Source organism: Mycolicibacterium helvum (genome assembly GCF_010731895.1).
GTDB lineage: Bacteria > Actinomycetota > Actinomycetes > Mycobacteriales > Mycobacteriaceae > Mycobacterium > Mycobacterium helvum.
In genome coordinates, this window is the sequence record NZ_AP022596.1 from 4,527,315 (window position 1) to 4,549,755 (window position 22,441).

At 66.2% G+C, this 22,441-nt stretch carries 19 protein-coding genes; 7 read left to right on the plus strand and 12 right to left on the minus strand.

The window, feature by feature from the left end; translation table 11 throughout:
• Positions 1–24: 24 nt before the first annotated feature.
• The 5 genes from G6N38_RS21280 to G6N38_RS21300 form a co-directional block, all read right to left on the minus strand.
• Complete coding sequence (locus tag G6N38_RS21280; RefSeq protein ID WP_163749997.1) at positions 25–3,501, minus strand: indolepyruvate ferredoxin oxidoreductase family protein; 3,477 nt, start codon at positions 3,499–3,501, stop codon at positions 25–27.
• Between the two features lie 73 nt (positions 3,502–3,574).
• Positions 3,575–5,056 (minus strand): aldehyde dehydrogenase family protein, encoded by a 1,482-nt coding sequence (locus G6N38_RS21285; protein ID WP_163749998.1) that lies wholly within the window; start codon positions 5,054–5,056, stop codon positions 3,575–3,577.
• Positions 5,057–5,141: 85 nt separating this feature from the next.
• On the minus strand, positions 5,142–6,497 hold the full coding sequence (locus tag G6N38_RS21290; RefSeq protein ID WP_163749999.1) for a glutamine synthetase family protein: 1,356 nt from the start codon (positions 6,495–6,497) through the stop codon (positions 5,142–5,144).
• Positions 6,494–7,264, minus strand: coding sequence for an SDR family NAD(P)-dependent oxidoreductase (locus G6N38_RS21295; RefSeq protein WP_163750000.1), 771 nt, complete (start codon positions 7,262–7,264; stop codon positions 6,494–6,496). The genes G6N38_RS21290 and G6N38_RS21295 overlap by 4 nt, the downstream gene beginning before the upstream one ends.
• The gene (locus G6N38_RS21300) at positions 7,248–8,033 is read right to left on the minus strand and encodes a gamma-glutamyl-gamma-aminobutyrate hydrolase family protein (RefSeq protein WP_163750001.1); all 786 of its coding nucleotides are present in this window, start codon (positions 8,031–8,033) and stop codon (positions 7,248–7,250) included. Before G6N38_RS21300 ends, G6N38_RS21295 begins: the two co-directional genes overlap by 17 nt.
• Positions 8,034–8,098: 65 nt before the next feature.
• Here G6N38_RS21300 and G6N38_RS21305 point away from each other — a divergent pair, with 65 nt between their 5' ends.
• The gene (locus G6N38_RS21305) at positions 8,099–8,818 is read left to right on the plus strand and encodes a FadR/GntR family transcriptional regulator (RefSeq protein ID WP_163750002.1); all 720 of its coding nucleotides are present in this window, start codon (positions 8,099–8,101) and stop codon (positions 8,816–8,818) included.
• 8 nt (positions 8,819–8,826) lie between these two features.
• Here the strand turns inward: G6N38_RS21305 and G6N38_RS21310 are convergent, their stop codons facing one another.
• The gene (locus G6N38_RS21310; protein ID WP_163750003.1) at positions 8,827–10,314 is read right to left on the minus strand and encodes an APC family permease; all 1,488 of its coding nucleotides are present in this window, start codon (positions 10,312–10,314) and stop codon (positions 8,827–8,829) included.
• A 133-nt stretch (positions 10,315–10,447) separates the two neighbouring features.
• On the minus strand, positions 10,448–11,149 hold the full coding sequence (locus G6N38_RS21315; protein ID WP_163750004.1) for an IclR family transcriptional regulator: 702 nt from the start codon (positions 11,147–11,149) through the stop codon (positions 10,448–10,450).
• 76 nt (positions 11,150–11,225) lie between these two features.
• On the opposite strand from G6N38_RS21315, the gene leuC reads away from it, so the two are divergent.
• From leuC to G6N38_RS21330, 3 genes are all read left to right on the plus strand, one after another.
• Positions 11,226–12,659 (plus strand): 3-isopropylmalate dehydratase large subunit, encoded by a 1,434-nt coding sequence (leuC, locus tag G6N38_RS21320; protein ID WP_163750005.1) that lies wholly within the window; start codon positions 11,226–11,228, stop codon positions 12,657–12,659.
• A 20-nt stretch (positions 12,660–12,679) separates the two neighbouring features.
• Positions 12,680–13,276 carry a 3-isopropylmalate dehydratase small subunit gene (gene leuD / locus G6N38_RS21325; protein WP_163750006.1) on the plus strand — a complete coding sequence of 199 codons (597 nt, stop codon included), beginning with the start codon at positions 12,680–12,682 and terminating at the stop codon, positions 13,274–13,276.
• Between the two features lie 198 nt (positions 13,277–13,474).
• Positions 13,475–14,146: an HU family DNA-binding protein gene (locus G6N38_RS21330; protein ID WP_163750007.1), complete on the plus strand. Its 672-nt coding sequence runs from the start codon at positions 13,475–13,477 to the stop codon at positions 14,144–14,146.
• Positions 14,147–14,197: 51 nt separating this feature from the next.
• On the opposite strand, the gene mutT1 is transcribed toward G6N38_RS21330, so the two are convergent.
• The 3 genes from mutT1 to cofC form a co-directional block, all read right to left on the minus strand.
• Positions 14,198–15,079 carry an 8-oxo-(d)GTP phosphatase MutT1 gene (gene mutT1 / locus G6N38_RS21335; protein ID WP_246227367.1) on the minus strand — a complete coding sequence of 294 codons (882 nt, stop codon included), beginning with the start codon at positions 15,077–15,079 and terminating at the stop codon, positions 14,198–14,200.
• A 154-nt stretch (positions 15,080–15,233) separates the two neighbouring features.
• The gene (locus tag G6N38_RS21340) at positions 15,234–17,402 is read right to left on the minus strand and encodes an RNA degradosome polyphosphate kinase (RefSeq protein ID WP_163750009.1); all 2,169 of its coding nucleotides are present in this window, start codon (positions 17,400–17,402) and stop codon (positions 15,234–15,236) included.
• 67 nt (positions 17,403–17,469) lie between these two features.
• Positions 17,470–18,105, minus strand: a complete 636-nt coding sequence (cofC, locus tag G6N38_RS21345; protein ID WP_163750010.1) for a 2-phospho-L-lactate guanylyltransferase — start codon at positions 18,103–18,105, stop codon at positions 17,470–17,472.
• Between the two features lie 77 nt (positions 18,106–18,182).
• Between cofC and G6N38_RS21350 the strand changes: the two genes are divergently transcribed.
• The 3 genes from G6N38_RS21350 to G6N38_RS21360 all read left to right on the plus strand — a co-directional run bounded on the left by G6N38_RS21350 (position 18,183) and on the right by G6N38_RS21360 (position 21,514).
• On the plus strand, positions 18,183–19,199 hold the full coding sequence (locus G6N38_RS21350) for an NAD(P)H-dependent glycerol-3-phosphate dehydrogenase (RefSeq protein ID WP_179968429.1): 1,017 nt from the start codon (positions 18,183–18,185) through the stop codon (positions 19,197–19,199).
• A gap of 23 nt (positions 19,200–19,222) precedes the next feature.
• The gene (locus tag G6N38_RS21355) at positions 19,223–20,329 is read left to right on the plus strand and encodes a cystathionine gamma-lyase (RefSeq protein WP_163750011.1); all 1,107 of its coding nucleotides are present in this window, start codon (positions 19,223–19,225) and stop codon (positions 20,327–20,329) included.
• Positions 20,330–20,401: 72 nt separating this feature from the next.
• Positions 20,402–21,514: a D-alanine--D-alanine ligase family protein gene (locus G6N38_RS21360; protein ID WP_163752221.1), complete on the plus strand. Its 1,113-nt coding sequence runs from the start codon at positions 20,402–20,404 to the stop codon at positions 21,512–21,514.
• A gap of 1 nt (position 21,515) precedes the next feature.
• On the opposite strand, the gene G6N38_RS21365 is transcribed toward G6N38_RS21360, so the two are convergent.
• Positions 21,516–22,082 carry a DUF3515 domain-containing protein gene (locus tag G6N38_RS21365; RefSeq protein ID WP_163750012.1) on the minus strand — a complete coding sequence of 189 codons (567 nt, stop codon included), beginning with the start codon at positions 22,080–22,082 and terminating at the stop codon, positions 21,516–21,518.
• Entirely contained in the window at positions 22,072–22,308 is a 237-nt protein-coding gene (locus tag G6N38_RS21370; RefSeq protein WP_163750013.1) for an Lrp/AsnC ligand binding domain-containing protein, read from the minus strand. The genes G6N38_RS21365 and G6N38_RS21370 overlap by 11 nt, the downstream gene beginning before the upstream one ends.
• Positions 22,309–22,441: the final 133 nt, after the last annotated feature.

Consider the following 22,441-nt stretch of genomic DNA (forward strand, 5'->3'; position numbering starts at 1 on the left):
GTCGGGTAACGGATGAGAGCAGGGTTAGAGCGGGAGTACCGGTGGCTCGACGCCCAGTTCGCGCAGCCGCGTGCGGTATCTCTCGATGTTTCGTAGCTTGACCGACTCGTAGCCGCGCACAAGCTGGGCGGATTCGGCTATCGCAGTGGCGGCGTCGTAGTTTTCGGCGGTCAGTGTCTGCGCGCGGCCAAGTACGGTCGCACGATAGTGCTGGTCGAGCAGCCGTTCGGTGCGTCGCATCGCGGTATGGCCGAACGGGTCAAACACGGTGCCGCGTAGACGTTTTGCGCGGGCGAGCAAGCGCAACGCCACATGTGTGCGGGGTCCGAGACCGATCTTCTTCGCGCGGCCGAGTGCCTGCAGTGCCGGTGGATGCAGCTTGTAGGTCAGTGTGTCGGAGCCCGGGAACTCGGCTGCCACCGAAGCGATGAACGCGGGGTCGGTCAACAGCCGGGCGACCTCGTACTCGTCCTTGTAAGCCATCAGGGTGAACAGCTCGCGTGCGACGGCTTCACTGAATTCGGTGCGTTCGCCGATCTGCCGTTCACTGCGCCAGACCTCCTCGACGACGGTCAGGTAGTCCAGCGCGGTACGACGGTCCTGGAAGGCCACCAGTTCGGCGGCCCGCCGCTCGCAGATCGCACGTGTCGGTCCGGCGACGGCGAATCCGGCCAGTAGGCCAGCCGGTAGTTCCGGCAGTGTCCGGGACGGGCCTGGTGTTCGCGAACCGACTGCCTCGGCGAAGATCTCGGGGCGCCACACGGCCACCCGACCCCAGTTGAATGCACGCTGATTTGCCTTTACCGCAACGCCGTTGAGTTCGATCGCATCCTCGATGGCCGTGGCCGCGATGGGCAGCGCGCCGCATTGGTACGCCGCGCCGACCAACAAGAAGTTGGCGGGCGCAGTGTTGCCGAACAGTTGCTGCGCGGCGGTCAGCGCGTCGAAACTGACCAGTTCCCGGCAGGAGATGTCAAGACGTTGCAGCAGCTGCTGGTCATCGGGATAGGTGACGGCCGGGTCGCGCACCATGGCACCGGTCGGCGTGCGGCTCGTCGAGGCGACCGCCACCGTGCGTTCGGGGTCGGCGTAGTCGAGATTCTTGGTGTCGACGGCGGTGAGCAGATCGAAGGCAAGCACACAGTCGGCTGCCGACTGGCCGATCCGGTTGCTGGACTCTTCGCTACCGGTCCCCAGCCTCAGATGAGAGGTCACCGGACCGGCCTTCTGGCTCAGGCCGGTTTGGTCCAGCCCGTTGACGCAGAGTCCGCTGCGCAGCGCGGCGACCGCGAGCACCTGGTTGACCGTGACGATGCCGGTGCCTCCGATGCCGGCCAGGAAGACGTTGTAGGCGGAGTCGATACGGGCGCGCTGCTCGGGTTCGGGTGCCAGCGGCGGTTCCGGTGTCGGGGCCATGGACTTCTGCGCGCGCTCGGGCAGTTCGACGGTCACGAATGACGGGCATTCACCGTCGAGGCAGGTGTAGTCGGTGTTGCAGGTGCTCTGGTCGATGCGGGTCTTGCGCCCGAATTCGGTGTCCACCGGTTGGACCGAGAGGCAGTTGCTCTTGACTCCGCAGTCGCCGCAGCCTTCACACACCGCTTCGTTGATCACGACTCGTGTGCGCCGCACCGGTTGTAGTCCGCGCTTGCGGCGGCGACGGGCATCGGCCGCGCATTGCTGATCGTAGATCAGCACGGTGACACCGGGTGTGTCGCGCAGGCGGGCCTGCGCCTCGTCGAGTCGGTCGCGGTGCCACACGGTGACATTGGTCGCCATCGCCGCGCCGCGATAGCGCGCCGGCTCCTCGGTGCAGACGATGATCGCTGCCACGCCCTCGAGGGCCAGCTTGTTGGCCAGTTGCGGCACCGGGAGCGCGCCTTGGGCGTCCTGCGCTCCTGTCATCGCGACCGCCGAGTTGTAGAGGATCTTGTAGGTGATGTTCACCCCGGCTGCCACACTCGCCTGGACAGCCAGCTGCCCGGAGTGGAAATACGTTCCGTCGCCGAGGTTCTGGAAGATGTGGTTCACCTCGGTGAAGGGCGCCTGGCCAATCCATTGAGCGCCTTCGCCACCCATCTGGGTCAGTGCCGTCACCTGGGAATCGGGCCGGTCTGACATTGTCACCAGCGTGTGGCAACCGATGCCGCCGGCGGCCAGCGATCCCTCCGGTACGGCCGTTGACCGGTTGTGCGGGCAGCCGGAACAGAAGTATGCGGTGCGGTTGGCTGACAGGACGGACAGCTCGAGGCGCGGGGGACGAGGCGCACGCACCTCGACCCGCTCGTGCAGAACGCGGTGCAGTGGTGCGACCAGACGCTGTCCCGTGAGTTCCCCGTCGGCAGGGATCAGTGGCATCCCGACCGCGTCCCGTTTGCCCAGCAGCCGGGGGGCCGTACGGAGTCCGTAGAGTGCCTGCAGGACTTGCGGTTCGACGAATCCGTTCTTGTCCTCGACGACCATCACCGTGTCGACGCCGCGGGCCAGCCGGCGGATCCGTTCCGCATCGACGGGGTAGGGCATGCCCACCCGCAGGATTCGAATTCCGGCCCGCATCAGTTCGGGTTCGCTCAATCCGAGCTCCAGGAGTGCTTGCCGGACACGGTCATACGCCGTGCCGACCGCGACGATGCCCAGCCATGCATCGGCCGGGTCCACCTCGATGCGATCGATCGGATTCGCCGCGTTGAACGCTTCCACCATCGCCCAGCGCGGACCGTAGAGATCGGCCTCGGCGAAAACGCTGTCCGGGGGTGCCCCCATGAACCGCTGGCGGTATCGCCACGGCTTTCCCTGCCACTCCAATTCGGGGGCGGCGATCTCGAGTCCGCTGAAATCGCCCATCACGGTCCAGATGCCGTCGGCGACGTCGGCGACGATCTTCATCGCGGACAGGCAGCCCGACAGCCGCGACAGCGCGACACCGTACATACCGAATCTGATGATCTCTTCGGCGTTGCGGGGGAACAGGATCGGCATGCTCAACGCCGCCAGTGACCGTTCGCTCGCGGCGGGCACGGTCGAGGATTTCGCGCCAGGATCGTCACCCACCAGAACCAGCACCCCACCGGCCGGGTTCGAGCCGTACATCGCTGCATGGCGGAAGGCGTCACTGGCCCGGTCGAGCCCAGGGCCTTTGCCGTACCAGACTCCGACGACTCCGTCGCGGGTACGCCGGCCGGGCAGATCGATCTGGCTGCCCCACACCGCGGTTGCGGCCAGCTCCTCGTTCATGCCGGGCACCAGATGTACCGCATGATCGGTGGTCAGTTCGGTGAGGCCGGCCAGTAACTGGTCGAGGCCGCCGAGCGGGCTGCCGGGGTACCCGGAGACAAAGGTCGCGACGTCACGCCCGCCGCGCAGGTCGCGCTGGTGCTGTTCGACGAGCTGGCGCGCGATCGCCTGAACGCCGGTCATGATGACAGGGCCGGAGTCGATTCGGTATCGGGCGTTGAGATCGCTGGGCGGTAGGTCTGCCCGGACGTCGTTGAGTTGCGTCATCGGTGGCTTCGGTTTCTCGAGATCGTCGGGGATGGGACTATCGGCGCGCGGGCGTGACCGGCCATCTGGGTGCTCATATCGGCAAGCCCGCGCGCTCGACACCGACGATCCGAGCGCCCCGGAAGAACCGCAGCAGCTCGGCGTCACCGTGTGCGCCGATACCGCTGCCGCCCCAGAAGCCCTGAGTGGAATCGGGAGTCAGATCCAGCACGCTGGTGCCGTTGACCTTCACTTCGCCGCAGTCCAGCTCCGCGCCGAGCTCAAGTGCGGCGTCGAGGTCGGTGCTGAACACGTAACCGGCCAGCCCGGTGCTGCGGGAATTGGCCAATTCCAGTGCTTCTGCGTCGTCGGATACCCGGTGCACGGTGAGCACCGGGCCAAAGATCTCGTCCACGGTGAGATCCGTTGGCGCGTTGTCAACGACGATGGGTGGCGCAAACCAGCCCGGCAGATCGGGGCGCGCGGTGACGTCGTGCACGGTGCCGCCGCCCGCGGCGAGCTTGTCGACGGCCGCCGTGACGTGCTGGTACTGCGCCGAATGTGCTTGCGGGCCCATCGTGGACGTGCTGTCCAGGCAGTGGCCGAGCCGCACTTCTCGCAGGCGATCGAGTAGGGCGTCGATGAGTGCGTCATGCTGGCGGGCCACCACGGCGATGCTTCCTGGGCTCTCACACCATTGGCCGTTGAGTTTGGTGAAACCACTGACCAGAGCGTCCGCCGTGGCATCGATGTCGCAGTCTGCCCGGACGATCGCCGGGTTGTTGCTGCCGAGTTCTAGTTGCAGCGCCTTGCAGTCTGCGGCCCCGGCCCGCGCCACGGCCAGGCCCGCCACGCGTCCGCCGGTGAAGGACAACGCCCGGATGCGCGGGTCCGCCGCCAGCTGTTGGCCGATGGCCGCCCCACCGTGCACCAGTTGGAAGGTCGCCGACGGCAATCCGGCTTCGTCGATGGCGCGTTGCATGGCCTCGGCGAACAGGACTGCACCCGAGGGTGCCCAATGCGACGGTTTGGCGATCACCGGGGCGCCGGCGGCGAGTGCGAAGGCAGTCTTCTTGGCGGTGACGAAAGTGGGTGCGTTCCACGGTGAGATCACCGCGGCCGGTCCCCACGGTAGGAACCGCAGTCGCACAGCGGCATCGGTTCCGGCCGCGTCGTGATCGCCCGGATCACGCTCGAGGTGGGTGGCCGCCGAAAGCAGCGCATCGGACAAGCCCGCGGCGAACATGGTGGTCACCGAGAGCAGGACGCCGGTGTTGATGGCATCGCAGCGGGCGATGTCCGCGGAGCCTTCGGTGAGCAATTCAGCGGCCCTCCGCAGCACGGCGGCGCGGGTTGCTGCCGGTGCCTTGCGCCACGTGCCCGCGCGGTGCAGTGCCGCGGCGGCGGCGATCGCGTGGTCGACGCGGTGCGCGGCCGTCTCCCGCTGGCGTTGCAGCGGCTGCCCACTGTTCGGGTCGGTCAGGTCGGCGCCGAGATCACATTCGGCGGCCGACCACTGGCCGTCGATCAGATCTCGTTGAATCGTGAGTTCGATTTCGCTCGTCGTCACAGCCATGGGCCTCTCTCGTCAGCGACGGAACGCGCGAGTCATCGCGGCGGCACCGATCAGGGGTGCCGCCGACGCGCGCGGTGGGAATGTCCTAGATGTTCTCCAGGTAACGGTCACGGTCCCAGTCGGACACCGACCGTAGGAACTGCAACCACTCGTGTCGGGCGACCGCGGCATAGTGCCCGGTCACCTCTTTGTCGAAAGTGGTTGCAGCGAAAGGGCTTTGAGCAAGTCTATCGGCGGCATCGCCGAGGGTCATCGGAAGTTCGTCGCGCCGGTCGGCGTAACCGTTGCCCTGGCAGGGCTCGCCGGGGTCGGTGTTGCGGGTAATGCCGTCGCGCATGCTGGCCAGGACCGCGGCCGAAACGAGGTAGGGGTTGACGTCGGCTCCAGGCAGCCGCATCTCCAGGCGATTCGCCGACGGGGCACCGGTGATGAGCCGGCACGTCGTCGTGCGGTTATCGAACCCCCAGGTGAGGCCGTTGCCCGCGAAGTCCTGGCTGATGATCCGGCGCATCGAGTTGACCGTCGGTGCGTAGAACAGCATCAGGTCGCCGACGTGATCCAGTACGCCCCCCACCGCATGACGCAACATGGGACTGACGTTCTGCGGATCTGCGGCGTCATAGAGCGGAAAGCCGCCGTCGGCACCCCGCACCGAGGCGTGCACGTGACAGGAGGAGCCCATGCCGTCGGTGAGCGGCCGCGGCATGAATGTGGCTGTCATTCCGTGTGATCGGGCCAGGTCGATGACCGCGCTCTTGAACAGCACATGGCGATCGGCGGTCTCGAGGGCATCGGCGTACTCGAGGTTGATCTCCCACTGCCCCAGGCCGTATTCCGCCTGGGCGACCTCGACGGGTATTCCGCTGTCTTCCAAGGCATTGCGCACCGCCCTGAAGAACGGCTCCATGGCGTTGCCGGCGCCAATGGCATAGTCGGATCGCGCCAGGGTGGTCGGTTCTAGATCGCGATACCCGTTGCGCCGCAGTTCGTCCGGAGTCCCGCGGTAAAGATGGAACTCCAGCTCGGTGGCGGTGTAGGCGATGAGTCGCTGGGCTTCGAGCTGTTCGGTCTGGCGGCGCAGTATGGTCCGCGGAGCCAGGGACAGTGGTTCACCGGTGTGTTCGTCCACCGAGTCGGCCAGACAGATTGCCGTGCCCTCGAGCCAGGCGGCACGGCGCAGTGTCTTCAGATCCGGAAGCAGCCGGAAGTCATGCCAACCGGTGTGTGCCCCTGCGAAGTCGACCTGGAGCGTATCCATGTCCTGGTCCACATCCCAGGCGTATACGCAGCTGCACACGTGCAGGCCGGAGTCGATGATCCGGTCGAAGGATCGGACTGGCATGCGTTTGCCGAAGAGCCGGCCGTACAGATCGATTCCGGCGACGATGACGGTGTCGATGCCGGACCGGCGTAATTCAGTGAGTTCGAGCACAGCGTTCATCGTGTCAGCCACCCGCCGTCGACGGGCAGTTGCACGCCACTGATGTAGGACGCGTCGTCAGAAAGCAGGAATGACACCGCGGCCGCCATATCGGCAGGGGCGCCGAGACGCTTGACCAACAGCCGTGAGTCCATCACCGCCATCACTTCTGGCGAATTCAGGTCGACACCGGGCAGGAAGTTGGTCGGCACGGGCCCGGGTGCGATCGCGTTGACTCGCACGTTGTAGCGGGACAATTCGACGGCAAGGGCCTTGGTCAACATCTTCACGCCGCCCTTGGAGGCGTTGTAGTGCACTTGCGCGAAGCCTTGCGACGAGACGACGACGTCGGCCTCGACGGTGGACAGATTGACCACCGCACCGCGATTGGCTTCGCGGAAGTACGGGATGGCAAGTTGAGTCGTGATGTAGACGCCTTTGAGATTGACGTCGAGGACCAGATCCCATTCGTCGTCGGTCAGGTCTTCCAGTGACGACATCGTGATCAGGCCGGCGTTGTTGACCAGGTAGTCGAATCGCTGCCACTCGGTGGCGGTGGCCTCCAGCGCGGCGGCGACGGCCGTGCGGTCGCGGACGTCGGCTACCAGGGCCAGCGCGTGGCCGCCGGCCGCGCGAATGGCGTCGGCGGTTTCCTGGGCGCGGGCCTGGTCGATGTCGACGCAGGCCACCTTGGCACCGTCGTCGGCCAGCCTGGTCGCGATGGCGCGGCCGATTCCGGAGCCTGCGCCCGTGACGAAGGCGACGCGGTCCTCATGCGTTAACGACATTTTCCTCCTGCTTTCTTGCGGTGGTCGTGGTGTTTCGAAGCCGGGCGTTGTCGATGAGCCAGCCGAACAGCGGGTCGGTCCCGTCGAGCATTTCGGGGTGCCACTGGACGCCGACGACAGGGGCATCGACTGCCTGGATGGCTTCGACGACGCCGTCGGGCGCACGCCCGGCGACGACGAGTCCGGTACCGGGTTCGGCTACTGCCTGGTGGTGCAGGCTGTTGACCGTGATCCGCGGACCGAACAGTTCGTGGGGGATGGATCCCTCGATGAGATCGACGGGGTGCGCACGATGGTGGCGGGGGTAGCCGAGAAAGCTGTGTGCTTCGCCGGAGTCATTCGGCAGGTGGGGGACGAGAGTGCCACCTCTGCCGACGTTGATCAGCTGGGTGCCGCGGCAGATGCCGAGGACTGGTATGCCGCGTGCCCACGCGGCGTCGAGCACCGCGAGCTCGAACTCGTCGCGCCGAGGCTCAAGGCCACTGGCGTGCGGTCCGGGTGTGGCGCCGTAGCGGCGGGGGTCGACATCCGCTCCGCCGGAGAGCACGAGCCCGTCCAACTGTTCGACGACCGCGACGGGATCGCACTCCATGCTCAGCAGCAGCGGAATTCCACCGGCCCGGGCGATTGCGGCGGCGTAGTCGACGAAGAACGTCTCGACGAGGGCATCGCGAACCACGGGTTCGAAGTCCGTGCCAGCGGCTTGGCGGCGGCCGGTGAGCCCAATCGAGGGAAGGCGCCCGATGTGATCGTCGACATAGTGGAGCATTGGACCTACGTTAGAACCATTGATCGGTTTCGTCAATATGGATCTAACGTTCTACCTTGATACCTATGGAGCTAGACCTGGGAACTCCCACCGTGAGCGGTGATATCGCTGCGCGGCTGCGCGCACTGATACACGCGGGTGATCTCGGGCCAGGTGATCGGCTGCCCTCCGAGCGCGAGTTGGCCAAACAGCTGGGGGTGGGCCGGGTCAGCATCCGGGAAGCGCTCCGGCTGCTCCAGGCGCGCGGCTATGTGGAGGTGCGCCGCGGCGCCACCGGGGGAACCTTCGTCACCCAGCTAGATCAGCCCTACCAGGACTGGCTCCGACAGATGCGTGCCAGCGTCAACGACATCAGCGACATCCTTGACTTGCGCATCGGTCTGGAAGGACGAGCCGCGGCGCTGGCCGCGCTGCGCCGCACCGACGAGCAGCTGGCGGTGATGCGATCGGCCATCGATGAATTGACCGACTCTGATTCGCGAGTGTCCTTCCGTAACTCCGACGCCCGGTTTCACGGTGCCCTTGCGCTGGCCTCGGCCAACCCGCGATTGGAGTCCGCGATCGCACGGGCGCGCGGCGAAATGTTCGCGCCGCTCGACAAATTGGTCTTCACCGAGACCGTGGAATCAACGCGGGTCGGCCATCTGGCGATCTATGAGGCCGTCCGGGACCAGGATCCCGCGAGGGCAACCCGAGCGGTCGAAGACCACCTCGAGCAGACTCGCCGCGAGCTGGGGCAGGTGATCAGCGACGAGCGGCCTGCGGGTCCAGATCCGCAGGCCTGAGCCCGTCGTTACTCGCTGTGGGTCCGCACTGTCGCGGTGATGTCGTCCGCCGATTCGGCGATCTCACCGGTTCCGAAGATATCCAGGCTGGTGCGCTGCTTGCGGACAGAGCCGATGATGAACCCGATAACAGCGACGACGGCCAGCAGCCACGGCAGGCCATTGACGATCGCGGAATCCGTTCCGGTCAACAGCGGATAGTTGTCGATGATCAGGTAGCAGGCGGAGAACAGGCCGATGGCGGCCAATCCGGGTGCGACGAAATGGGTCCACCAGTGCCGGTCGGGGCGCCGGGCGAAGAACCCGATCACGGCGATCGAGGTCATTCCCATGAGTGCGATCACTCCGAGAGCGCCCAAGCCCGCGGTTTGGTTGCCGAGATCGAGGTAGGGATCGGCCCCCGCGAACGAATAGCCGGCCACTGCCACGGCGATCATCGCGGCCTGGGCGCACGCCGCGATGTGCGGAGTCTGGAAGCGCCGGTGCGTACGTCCGAGTGCGCGCGGCAGTACGCCCTCGCGGCCGAATGCCATCAGGTAGCGAGTTGCCATGCCGTGCAGCGCGAACAGCACCGCGATCAGGCTGGTCAGCAGGAGCCAGCTCATGGCGTGTACCGCCCAACTGCCGAGAACGCTTCCCGCCGCGTTGAATACGAAGTTCCCAGGGTCGGTGGCGGCAGCCTGTGGTGCCGCGCTACCTCCGGATGCGGCGATCAGTGACCACGAGGACACCAGGTACACAATGCCGATGAACGCGATCGCAAGTTTGGTGGCACGCGGCACCGTTCGTCGCGGGTCTTTGGCTTCTTCGCCGAAGATCGCGGTCGCCTCGAATCCGATGAATGAGGTGAACACGAACATGAATCCGATTCCCACCGCGCCACTGAAGATCTCGGTGGGGGAGAAGACGTTCATCGGATACGCGGCAGGCCCCTTGGTCGCGAGCGTTGCCACGTCCACGAGCAACAGCAGCCCGGTCTCCAGCACGAGCAGCACTCCGAGCAGCCGGGCATTGACCTCGACGCCCACGATGCCGATGGCCAGTGCCAGTGCCAGCAGTCCGAAGGAAAAGAACTGCCAGGGAATATTCAGCCCCAACTCGGAGGCGAATATCTCGTTGGCGAAATAACCCACGAGGCCAACGACATAGAGCACGAGGGCGTTGTAGGCCAAGACCGCGACCAGTCCGGCGGCCATCCCCATCCGCCGTCCCAGCCCGAGGCTCACGTAGGCGAAGAACGCTCCCGCGTTCGTCACGTGACGGCTCATCGCGGCATAGCCCACCGCGAAGAGTGCGAGCACCAGGGCCGCGATCAGATAGGTACCGGGGACTCCGATCCCATTGCCCAACCCCACCGCCAGCGGCATTGCGGTGGCCATCGCCGTCAGGGGCGCGGAAGTGGCGACCACCATGAAGACGATGCTGCGCACGCCTATAGCCCCGGCTTTGAGGTGATGTCCGTGGGCTCCGGATCCGGAAACGGGTGGCTCTGCCATGGAGAACTCCATCTTCGTGCTGACGATCAGCGAAGTTTGGTTCTAAGGTAGTGCCATTGTCAATATGGTAAACGGAATTAGTTGACAACTTTTCTTCCTTCGGCCCCGCGGTCGCGGGGCCGGGCGCCGGCCGCTACAGCCGGCGGGTCAGCGCCTCGGCGGCGGCCACCAGGTCGGCGGCCCAGCGCGCGCCGGGTCGCCGGCCCATCCGGTCGATCGGGCCGGACACCGACACCGCCGCGATCACCGTGCCGCTGCGGTCGCGCACCGGGGCGGAGATGCTGGCCACCCCGGGTTCACGCTCGGCAGCGCTTTGCGCCCAGCCACGGCGGCGGACCTCGGCCAGCGTGCGTTCGGTGAACTTCGCGGTCGGCAGCACGGCCTGCTGAGTGGGGCTGTCGCTGTAGGCCAGCAGCACCTTGGCGCCGGAGCCTGCCGTCATCGGCAGCCGAGCCCCGACGGGCACGGTATCGCGAAGCCCCGCAGGCGGTTCCAGTGCGGCGACGCAGATGCGGGAGGTGCCCTCGCGGCGGTAGAGCTGCACGCTCTCGCCGGTGATCTCGCGCAGTCTGGGCAGGACCGCCGCGCCCGCCGCCAGCAGCGGATCGTTGACCTGAGTGGCCAATTCGCTGATGGCCGGTCCGAGTCGCCAGCGTCCCGCGCTGTCGCGGGCCAGCAGCCGGTGTACCTCCAGGCCAGCGGCGAGCCGGTGTGCGGTGGCGCGCGGGAGGCCGGTCCGCTCACAGAGTTCCGCCAGCCCGCACGGTGAATCGGCGATCGAGTGCAGCACGCCCACGGCTTTGTCGAGCACGCCGATGCCGCTATCCTGTCCCATATCGAGATACTAGCGTCCCGAAATGTGAGATATCCAGACTGACGTTCCGGGAATTGAAGAAATGAATTGAGAACCCATGGCTCAGTCCGACCAGCCCAGGACACTGCCCGAGAAGGTGTGGCACGACCACCTCGTCGTCACCGGCGCAGGCAGCGGTGCATCGCGTGAACCCGACCTGATCTACATCGATCTCCATCTCATCCACGAGGTGACCAGCCCACAGGCCTTCGACGGGCTGCGGCTGGCTGGCCGCCCGCTGCGCCGTCCCGATCTCACGATCGCCACCGAGGATCACAACGTGCCGACGGTCGACATCGACAAGCCGATCGCCGACCCGATATCGCGCACTCAGGTCGAGACGTTGCGGCGCAACTGCGCCGAATTCGGTGTGCGGCTGCACCCGATGGGTGACGTCGAACAGGGGATCGTCCACGTGATGGGCCCGCAGCTCGGCTTGACCCAGCCCGGGATGACGATTGTGTGTGGCGACAGCCACACCTCCACCCACGGCGCGTTCGGCGCGATCGCGATGGGCATCGGCACTTCCGAAGTGGAGCATGTGCTTGCCACCCAGACACTTCCGCTGCAGCCGTTCAAGACGATGGCGGTCAACGTCGACGGTGTGCTGCCGCCGGGAGTGAGCGCCAAGGACATCATCCTGGCGGTGATCGCCAAGATCGGCACCGGTGGCGGCCAGGGCTACGTCATCGAATACCGGGGCAGCACCATCGAATCGCTGTCGATGGAGAGCCGGATGACCATCTGCAATATGAGCATCGAGGCCGGCGCCCGCGCAGGATTGGTGGCTCCCGACGAGATCACCTATGAATTCCTGCGCGGCCGTCCGTACGCACCCACGGGCGCGGATTGGGATGCGGCGGTGGCCTCGTGGGAGGCGCTGAAGACCGACGAGGGCGCCGAGTTCGACACCGAGGTCTACATCGACGCGACGACGCTGAGCCCCTTTGTCACATGGGGCACCAACCCCGGCCAGGGGGTTCCGCTGTCCGAGGCGGTGCCCGACCCGGAAATGATGACCAGCGATTCCGAGCGGCAGGCCGCTGAGAAGGCGTTGGCCTACATGGACCTTCGGGCGGGCACTCCGATGCGCGACGTCGCCGTCGACGCGGTGTTCGTCGGGTCGTGCACGAACGGGCGCATCGAGGATCTGCGGGTGGTGGCCGACGTGCTGCGCGGCCGCACGGTCGCCGACGGCGTGCGGATGCTGATCGTGCCGGGGTCGATGCGAGTTCGCGCTCAGGCCGAATCCGAAGGGCTGGGCGAGATCTTCACCGCGGCCGGTGCGGATTGGCGTCAGGCCGGCTGCTCGATGTGCCTGGGAATGAATCCCGATCAGCTGGCACCGGGCGAGCGTTGCGCGTCGACATCCAACCGGAATTTCGAAGGCAGGCAGGGCAAGGGTGGCCGGACACACCTGGTTTCGCCGGCTGTCGCCGCCGCGACCGCGGTGCGCGGAACCCTGTCCTCACCCGCCGATCTCAAAAACTAGACCTGCTGAGGAGATCCACCATGGATGCATTTCACACCCACACCGGCATCGGTGTTCCGTTGCGGCGGTCCAATGTCGACACCGATCAGATCATTCCTGCGGTCTATTTGAAGCGGGTCACCCGAACGGGTTTCGAGGACGGATTGTTCGCCGCGTGGCGCACCGATCCCTCCTTCATCCTCAATCTGAGCCCCTTCGATCGGGGTTCGGTTTTGGTCGCTGGCCCCGACTTCGGCACCGGATCGTCACGCGAGCATGCGGTCTGGGCGCTCATGGACTTCGGATTCCGGGTCGTCATCTCATCCCGGTTCGCCGACATCTTTCGGGGCAACGCGGGCAAGGCCGGACTGTTGGCGGCCGAAGTTGCTCAAGATGATGTCGAACTTCTCTGGAAGCTCATCGAGCAGAATCCCGGCCTGGAAATCACTGTAAATCTTCAAGATCGAAATATCACCGCGGGAACGGCCGTGGTGCCGTTCACGATTGACGATTACACAGCTTGGAGATTGCTGGAAGGCCTCGACGATATAGGCCTTACGCTGCGGAAACTCGCTGAAATTGAAGCGTTCGAGGCGGCCCGCCCGAGCTGGAAGCCCCGCATTTCGCCGGCATCCTGACGGGCGCGGGACGCCGAATTCCCGTCCCCAAAGGGGGGTTCAGGCCCCTCGAATCACCGCCCTAGGGCGGCAACCGGATTGCTGAAATCCTCCTAAGTCATCCCCCAAATTGGGCGTGGCTCTTGGAATTCTGCAGGTCTTGGGTTTACCGTGTTGTGCAGTCGGTCCAAAGTGGACCACTGGCTTCGGAGGAATTGAATGAACAAAGCAGAGCTCATCGACGTACTCACGGAGAAATTGGGCTCAGATCGTCGGCAGGCAACTCTGGCGGTGGAGAACGTTGTTGACACCATTGTGCGCGCGGTGCACAAGGGCGACAGCGTGACCATCACCGGCTTCGGCGTTTTCGAGCAGCGGCGCCGTGCCGCTCGTGTGGCGCGTAATCCGCGCACCGGCGAAACCGTCAAAGTAAAGCCGACTTCCGTTCCCGCTTTCCGTCCTGGCGCTCAATTCAAGGCCGTCGTCTCTGGTGCACAGAAGCTTCCGTCGGAAGGCCCCGCCGTCAAGCGCGGTGCCGTCGCCGGCCCGGTCAAGAAGGCTGCCGTCAAGAAGGCCGTCCGCAAGGCGGTCGTGAAGAAGGCTGCACCGGCTAAGAAGGCCGCGCCGGTCAAGAAGGCCGCGCCGGCTAAGAAGGCGGCTCCGGTCAAGAAGGCCGCGCCTGCTAAGAAGGCGGCTCCGGTCAAGAAGGCCGCGCCTGCCAAGAAGGCTCCGGCCAAGAAGGCTCCGGTCAAGAAGGCCGCGCCGGCTAAGAAGGCGGCACCGGCCAAGAAGGCCGCGCCTGCCAAGAAGGCTGCACCTGCTAAGAAGGCGGCACCGGTCAAGAAGGCCGCGCCTGCCAAGAAGGCTCCGGCCAAGAAGGGCCGTCGCTAAGTTCTATCGTCGAATACGCCGCGGGCTCAACGCCCGCGGCGTATTTGCGTGTCAGGGCCTAGTGGCCAGTGGGCTGCCGATGTAGTCCGCGGCCACGATTCGATCGCCGTCCAACGACAGCACCCACGTGCTGCCCTTGCGGTTACGTGACTTATCCGGCTTCTCGGTGCCCCGCCACCACGCCAGCAGGTAGGGAATCACCTTGCCTTGTGTGCAGATGACGGGCGTCCCGCCGCCGGCCGCGATCTCGGCGATGCGCTTGTGCGCACTATCCGGGTCCGCGGCGTAAGCCTCTTCGGTGAGGTCGGCTTCGACGGTGATCGTCACACCCAGTTCTTGAGCCAGTGGCTCGACGGTTTGAATACAGCGGGCGCGATCGGCGGCATAGATGTCGGTGGCGCCGAACGCCATCAGCTGTCCAACCAGCGACTCGGCTTGTGCGCGACCGTTTTTGTCCAGCGGCCGGCTCCGGTCGTCGCCTTTGTAGCGGGACTTGATGCCCGCGGTACCGTGCCGGACGATCAGGACCGTCGCGGTGTCAGCGGGCTGTGCGGTGAACGCCTTGAGGACTTCCCGGTCGTGGGGGTAGGTGAGGCGCTGCACCGCGTCGTCGACAGAGAGCCACTCCAGCTGGTCGACTTCGGATCCGGGGACGAACTCGCCACCGAGCGCCCGAGCCGCCCAGTAGTGAACGACCTTGGCGCCCTGCGGGACCTGGTAGTGGGTCTGGATCAGCCGCCGGCCCAGCTGTGACCGCTGACCGGTCTCCTCCCAGATCTCGCGCACCGCGGCGACCGGCTCGTTCTCACCGGGATCGACTTTGCCTTTCGGTAAGGACCAATCGTCATAACGGGGCCGATGGATCAGCGCGATGCTCAACTCGCCGGTGTCTGGGTCGGGGCGCCACAATGCCGCACCGGCCGCGAGGATCACCCGCTGGGGTGGCTTCCCCTTCTTTGCCGCCGCCTTCTTTGTCGATTTCGACCTCGAGCTGTCACGTGACGCTCTTCTGGCCACCTCAACTCCCGCAGATCAATTCGGGTCCCAGCCTGGGACCGGACTTGGTGGGTTGCAACCGAGACTGCACTCAGTGCTGCCGGTGACGTTCCATCAGCCACACCTGATGGTCACGGACTTGTCGGCCGTCTTGCGGCGCTGCCGTCCAGTAGCCATCTGGGCCGAGTTCCCAGCACCGCGTCGAGGGATCCATCGCGGACTCGAAGATCTCGTCGAGATAGCCGGTGAGGCGGGGGTCTTTGACCTGAGCCATCACTTCGACGCGGCGATCGAGGTTGCGATGCATCATGTCGGCGCTGCCGATGAAGAACTCGTTGATCGCGTTGAAGTGGAAGATCCGCGAATGCTCCAGGAAGCGGCCGAGAATCGAGCGTACGACGATGTTCTCCGAAAAGCCCTCCGCACCCGGCTTGAGCGCGCAGATGCCGCGGACGACGACTTCGACCCGAACGCCGGCCTGCGACGCCCGGTAGAGCGCATCGATGACCTGTTCGTCGACAAGGGCGTTGGCCTTGAGTCGAATCCGGCCGTTGCCACCGTGTCGGTGCGCGTCGATTTCGCGCTCGACGCGTTCGATGATGCCCTTGCGTACGCCGTGCGGAGCCACCAGCAGATTGCGATAGCTGACCTTGCGTGAATAGCCGGTCAGCGAATTGAACAGGTCGGTCAGGTCCGCGCCGATATCGGGAGCCGCGGTGATCAAGCCGACGTCTTCATACAGCCGGGCAGTTTTGGGGTTGTAATTGCCGGTGCCGATATGGCAGTAGCGCCGAATGGTCGAACCTTCTCGGCGCACCACCAGGCAGGTCTTGCAGTGCGTCTTCAGCCCGATCAACCCATAGACGACATGCACGCCGGCATCTTCCAGTGTGCGGGCCCATTTGATATTGGCCTGTTCGTCAAAGCGGGCCTTCAATTCGACGAGGGCGACTACCTGCTTGCCGGCCTGGGCCGCGTCGATGAGCGCGTTGACGATCGGGGAGTCACCGGACGTTCGGTACAGCGTCTGCTTGATAGCCAACACATTCGGGTCGGCGGCAGCCTGCTCGATGAAGCGCTGCACACTCGTCGAGAACGAATCGTAGGGATGGTGCACGAGCACGTCACCATCGCGCAGCGTCGAGAAAATGCTCTTCGGTGTCTCGCGCTCGGCGAATGCCGGGTGGGTGGCCGGCACGAACGGGCGGTCTTTGAGTGCCGGACGGTCGACGCCGTAGATCTGCCACAGCGACGAAAGGTCAATCAGCCCCGGCACCTGCACCACGTCGCCGGGGTGGACATCGAGCTCACGCAAGAGGAGTTCGAGCATGTGTTCGGTCATATCGTCGGCAACCTCGAGGCGCACCGGCGATCCGAAGCGGCGCCGTGCCAGTTCACGTTCCAGCGCCTGGAGCAGGTCTTCGTCGCGGTCTTCCTCGACCTGCATATCCGCGTTGCGGGTGATGCGGAAGACATGGTGCTCGACAATTTCCATGCCGGGGAACAACACCGGCAGGAATGCGGCGATGAGTTCCTCAGTGGGCAGGAACCGGACGACGTCGCTGTCCCCGTTGGTTCCCTTGAGTTCGACGAAGCGGTCGACGTTGTCGGGGACCTTGATTCGGGCGAAGTGCTCGCCGCCGTCGTCGGGCGACTTCACCGTGATCGCCAGGTTCAGGCTCAGACCACTGACGAACGGGAACGGGTGGGCAGGGTCGACGGCGAGCGGGGTGAGGACCGGGAACACCTGCTCGTGGAAGTACGTCGAGAGCTCGCTGCGCTCAGCGTCGGTGAGTTCGGCCCACGTGACGATGCGGATGCCTTCCTCGGCCAGCGCGGGACGCACCGACTCGATGAAGACCTCGGCTTGACGCAACGAGATCTGCCGGGTGCGCTCGCCGATGCGGCGCAGCTGTTCGCGCGGGGAAAGCCCGTCGGCCGAACGCACCGAGAGTCCCATTTCGTCGCGACGTTTCAGCCCGGCCACCCGGACCATGTAGAACTCGTCGAGATTGGAGGCGAAGATCGCCAGGAACTTGGCCCGCTCCAGCAGAGCGAGCGAGGTGTCGGCCGCCAGGGCCAGCACCCGGGCATTGAAATCCAGCCAGCTCAATTCGCGATTGAGGTACCGATTCTCGGGGAGCTCATTGTCGACCGCGGGGTCCGTGGCCGCAGGTGGGGCCTCCGGCGCCTCACCGGGCTGCCAATTGTCTTCCGTGGATCGGGCATCGGTGTCGGTCTCGGTCACAGTTCCGATCATCCCTCATCGACAGGGTGCTTGGACCTCGGCAGCCGAAAGTCGAAGGCCGTTCAGATGTTGTTAACCGTCATTGATGCGCGATTGCCCTGGTGGTCGCCGCCCCGACACCGAGAAGCTGTGCTGATTGCAGGTCGTCGACGGTGTCGATATCGCAGCGCAGGCCGGGCCAGGCGCCGGTCAGCTCCACCGCCCCGGAGTCGCGGTGCCGGCGGGCCGAGTCATTGCCGAGCAGTGGATCCAGCGCAGTGCCGAACGCGAACAGTGCCGCGGTGCCGCTGCCGTGGCGGTCGGCCACGAAGCTACGCCGATATGACCGGGCTTGCGCCAGCGCCTCGGTCAGCTCGTCGGTCTGCAGAGCTGGTAGATCACCTTGCAGCACAACAGTATTGACAGTCTGGTTGGAGACGGTGGACCAGGCGAACCGGACCGCGGCGTTCAGCGGGTCGGGATCGGTTGGTGGTGTGGTGTCTCTCAACACAGCCGCGCCGAGTTCACGTGCGGTCGCCGATGCGGTGTCGTCGGGGGTCACGACCGTAATCGATTGGACGGCGCTGACCGCACGGGCCGCGGTGATGGTGTCGATCAGCATCGCGAGGACGACCTGTTCGCGGGTGCCCGCCTCGAAGACCGGACTCAGTCTGGTTTTGGCGGCCACGAGGCGCTTGACCGCGATGATCACACCGACATCGGCTGGGCCGCTCATAGTCACCATCCTTCCAGCGTCGTCCGGGGCCGCTGCATTCCTGTCGGCGAGCAGTCGCAACGGTGTGGGCTACGTTAATGACCATGACCAGCACGGTGGGAACCGCGGCGGTGATGGGCGCCGGCGCCTGGGGAACCGCATTGGCCAAGGTGCTGGCCGACGCCGGTTCCGAGGTCCGGCTATGGGCGCGCCGCGCCGAGGTGGCCGATGAGATCAACGCCACACACATCAACGCTCCTTATCTACCGGGCATCACCCTGCCGGGTGCGATCCGCGCCACCACCGATGCCGCCGAGGCGCTCGACGGACTGACCACCGTGCTGCTCGCCGTGCCGTCCCAGACCTTGCGCACCAATCTCGACCGATGGCGTGGCCTGATCGCCGACGGCGCCACCCTGGTCAGCCTCGCCAAGGGCATCGAGCTCGGCAGCCTGATGCGGATGAGTCAGGTGATCGCGCAGGTCACCGCCGTCGACCCCAGCCAGGTGGCTGTCGTCTCCGGTCCCAACCTGGCCGACGAAATCGCCGACGAGCAACCGGCCGCAACCGTGGTGGCCTGCACCGATTCCGGTCGCGCGGTCGCACTGCAGCGCGCATTGAGCACCGGATACTTCCGGCCCTACACCAACGCCGACGTCATCGGCACCGAGATCGGCGGGGCCTGCAAGAACGTCATCGCGCTGGCCTGCGGTATGGCGGCGGGAGTGGGGCTGGGGGAGAACACCGCGGCCGCGATCATCACCCGGGGGCTGGCCGAGATCATGCGGTTGGGAATCGCGGTGGGCGCCAAGTCGGCGACCTTGGCCGGTCTTGCCGGCGTGGGCGATCTGGTCGCCACCTGCACGTCGAGCCATTCGCGCAATCGCAGCTTCGGCGAACGGCTCGGCCAGGGCGGGACCATGGAGGCGGCCCAACTGGCCGCCGGCGGCCACGTCGCCGAAGGCGTCGCATCGTGTGAGTCCATCCTGGCCCTGGCGTCCAGCTATGACGTCGAGATGCCACTCACCGATGCGGTCCACCGGGTATGCCATAAGGGTTTGTTGGTCGACCAGGCAGTGGCGCTGCTGCTGGGCCGCAGCACCAAACCGGAGTGACCGGGCGCCGGAGTGATCAAACAATGAGCGATCGTTACGGCGATTCCACCCGCGCTGTCAAAGCGGTGAGCTCCCAGCCGATTCCGGGTGATCCGGTCGGACCGGGCCCAGTGCTGGCGTCGGCGTTCCATCTTTCCGACGACGAGGGCACTGAGGCCAACACGTATGGCCGCGGCTCCAACCCGACCTGGCGCCAGCTCGAGTCGGCACTGGCCCAGCTGGAAGGTGCCACCGCCGCGCTGACCTTCGGATCGGGGATGGCCGCCATCACCGCGGCGCTACGAGTGACGGCCAAACCTGGTTCGGTGCTGGTTGTTCCGGCTGACGGTTACTACCAGGTTCGCCGCTATGCCACCGAAAGCCTTGCCCCGCTTGGGGTCACGGTTCGCGGGGCGACCGCCGAGCAGATCTACCTGGCCGCGCAGGACGCGGATGTGGTGCTGGCCGAAACCCCGGCGAACCCCGCGCTGGACGTGGTGGATCTGCACCGGCTGGCGCAGATCTGCCGCCGCCGGGGGGCACGGCTGCTGGTCGACAACACCACCGCAACCCCACTGGGACAACAGCCCCTGTCGCTGGGCGCCGATCTCGTGGTGGCCAGCGCCACCAAGGCGCTGTCCGGTCACAGTGACGTGCTGGCGGGTTACGCCGCGGGCAGCCACCCCGAACTGATGGCCGCGTTGGAGCGCGAGCGGTTGCTCTCCGGTGCGATCCTCGGTTCGTTCGAAGCATGGCTGGTGTTGCGCAGCCTCGGCAGCGTCGGACTGCGCTTCGAGCGCCAGTGTCAGAACGCGCTGGCGCTCGCGACTGCCGTGGCGCGCCACCCGAGCGTCCGGTCGGTGCGATACCCGGGGCTGCCCGACGATCCGTCCTACCCGGCGGCCGCCGCCCAGATGCGCCGCTTCGGCGGACTGGTGTCCCTCGAACTCGCCGACGCGGCCGCGGTGCATGCCCTGGTGCGCCGCAGTGAGCTGCTGGTCGCCTCGACTAGCTTCGGCGGTATCCACACCTCGGTGGACCGCCGCGCCCGCTGGGGCGATCCGGTGGCGGACGGGTTTGCCCGGATCTCAGCCGGTATCGAGGACACCGATGATCTCCTCGCCGACGTCCTGGCTGCCCTCGATGCCTGAAATTGCTGTTCACGGCGTCGGATCGTGCCGATAACACCCGGGCTGTAGCCTCTCTAGGTTGTGACTTCCCGCCTGCCGTCGGACCGGCCCCGGATCCGCGTCGCTGTCATCTATGGGGGCCGCAGCTCCGAGCACGCGATTTCCTGTGTGTCGGCGGGCAGCATCCTGCGGAATCTCGACCCGGAGCGTTTCGAGGTCGTCGCCGTCGGCATCACCCCGCAGGGCTCGTGGGTGCTGACCGACGGCAGTCCAGAGACCCTGGCCATCGCCGACCGGCAACTGCCCGAGGTCACCGGCGAGTCGGGCACCGCGCTGGCGTTGGCGGCCGATCCGCTGCGCCGCGGGGAGCTGGTGTCGCTCGGGCAGACTCCCGGTCAGATGCTGACGGCGGTCGACGTGGTCTTCCCCGTTCTGCACGGTCCCTACGGTGAAGACGGCACAATCCAGGGCCTGTTGGAATTGGCGGGGGTGCCCTACGTGGGCGCCGGGGTGTTCGCCAGCGCCGCGGGCATGGACAAGGAATTCACCAAGAAGCTACTGGCCGCCGCCGGGCTGCCGATCGGCGATCACGTTGTGTTGCGCGCACAGCAGAATGCGTTGACGCTGGACGAGATTGAGCGACTGGGCTTTCCGATGTTCGTCAAACCGGCGCGCGGTGGATCGTCGATCGGGGTGAGTCGGGTCGCCAACGCTGACGAGCTCGCTGCTGCGATCGCCGATGCCCGCCGCCACGATCCGAAAGTGATCATCGAGGCCGCTATCCCGGGCCGCGAGCTCGAATGCGGAGTGCTCGAATTCCCGGACGGCTCAGTGCAAGCCAGCGCCATCGGTGAGATCCGGGTGGCTCCAGTCTTGGGCCGCGATGACGGCTTCTATGACTTCGCCACCAAATACCTTGACGACGGCGCCGAACTCGACGTGCCGGCCAAGGTCGACGACGACGTCGCAGAAGAATTGCAGCGCTTGGCGATTCAGACGTTCAAGGCGCTGGACTGCCAGGGCCTGGCCCGGGTGGACTTCTTCCTCACCGACGACGGCCCGGTGGTCAACGAGATCAACACCATGCCCGGCTTCACGACGATCTCGATGTACCCCCGGATGTGGGCCGCCAGCGGCATCGACTACCCGACGCTGGTGAGCACCATGGTCGAGACCGCCCTGGCCCGCGGAACCGGGCTGCGCTGACTCAGCGCGCCGGGTTCGGATCGATCGCAACCGCAGGCATGGTGCGCGCGATCACATCCGACAACGTCTGGATAGGAGTCGGACCGGACTGCGTCGGCAGCGTCAGCGCCACGTAGACCGGGCGGTCCACGGCGACCCAGGTGCTGTGGTCGATGTCGGGATCGTCGAGCCGGAACCATTGCACGGCATCGACCATCTGGATGGGGGAGCCGACCACGAATTCGGCCGGCCGGTCGATCCCGCACCGCATGACGACGGGAAAGTTGTCCGCCTCGCCCCGCCAGGCCGCCGCTCCCGGCGGCACCGGATTTGCCGCGGCCACCCGGTGGAATTCGCCGAGGTTGACCGGCAGCGCTTCGAGCAGGGCTTTACACGTCGAGGAATCGGCTTTGGGCGCCGGCACCGACGCGATGACCACCGGCTGGACCGGGGCCTGGCGGGTGGCCGCGACACCGAGGACGGTGCCAATCGAGACGACCCCCACCACCACGCCCGCGATCAGCAGGGCGCGGGGCGGAGCGTCCCGCGTGGTCTCTTGGGTGGAGACGGGGGCAGGTTCAGTCGGCATCGGCGATGGGGCAGGTGAGGGTCCGGGTGATCCCGGTGATCTGCTGGATGCTGGGCACGATGGTGGCGGCGAGGTCGTCTTCGCTGGCGGAGCCGATTCGCACCACCACGTCGTACGGTCCGGTCACGTACTCCGACGACAGCACTCCTGGCAGCGCGGCCACCTGCTTGGCGACGACCTCGGCGCGGCCGACCTCGGTCTGGATCAGCATGTAGGCCTCCACCACCCGTCGCCTCCTCGTCTCGATGTTCGCCGGTATGCGGTGCCGCCCTAGACTGACGGGTCCATAGGCCGGCAGGGAAAACGTACCGCAGGTTGCCGCACCGATCAGCGTGTGCGACAGGAGGGGAGGCGCACGG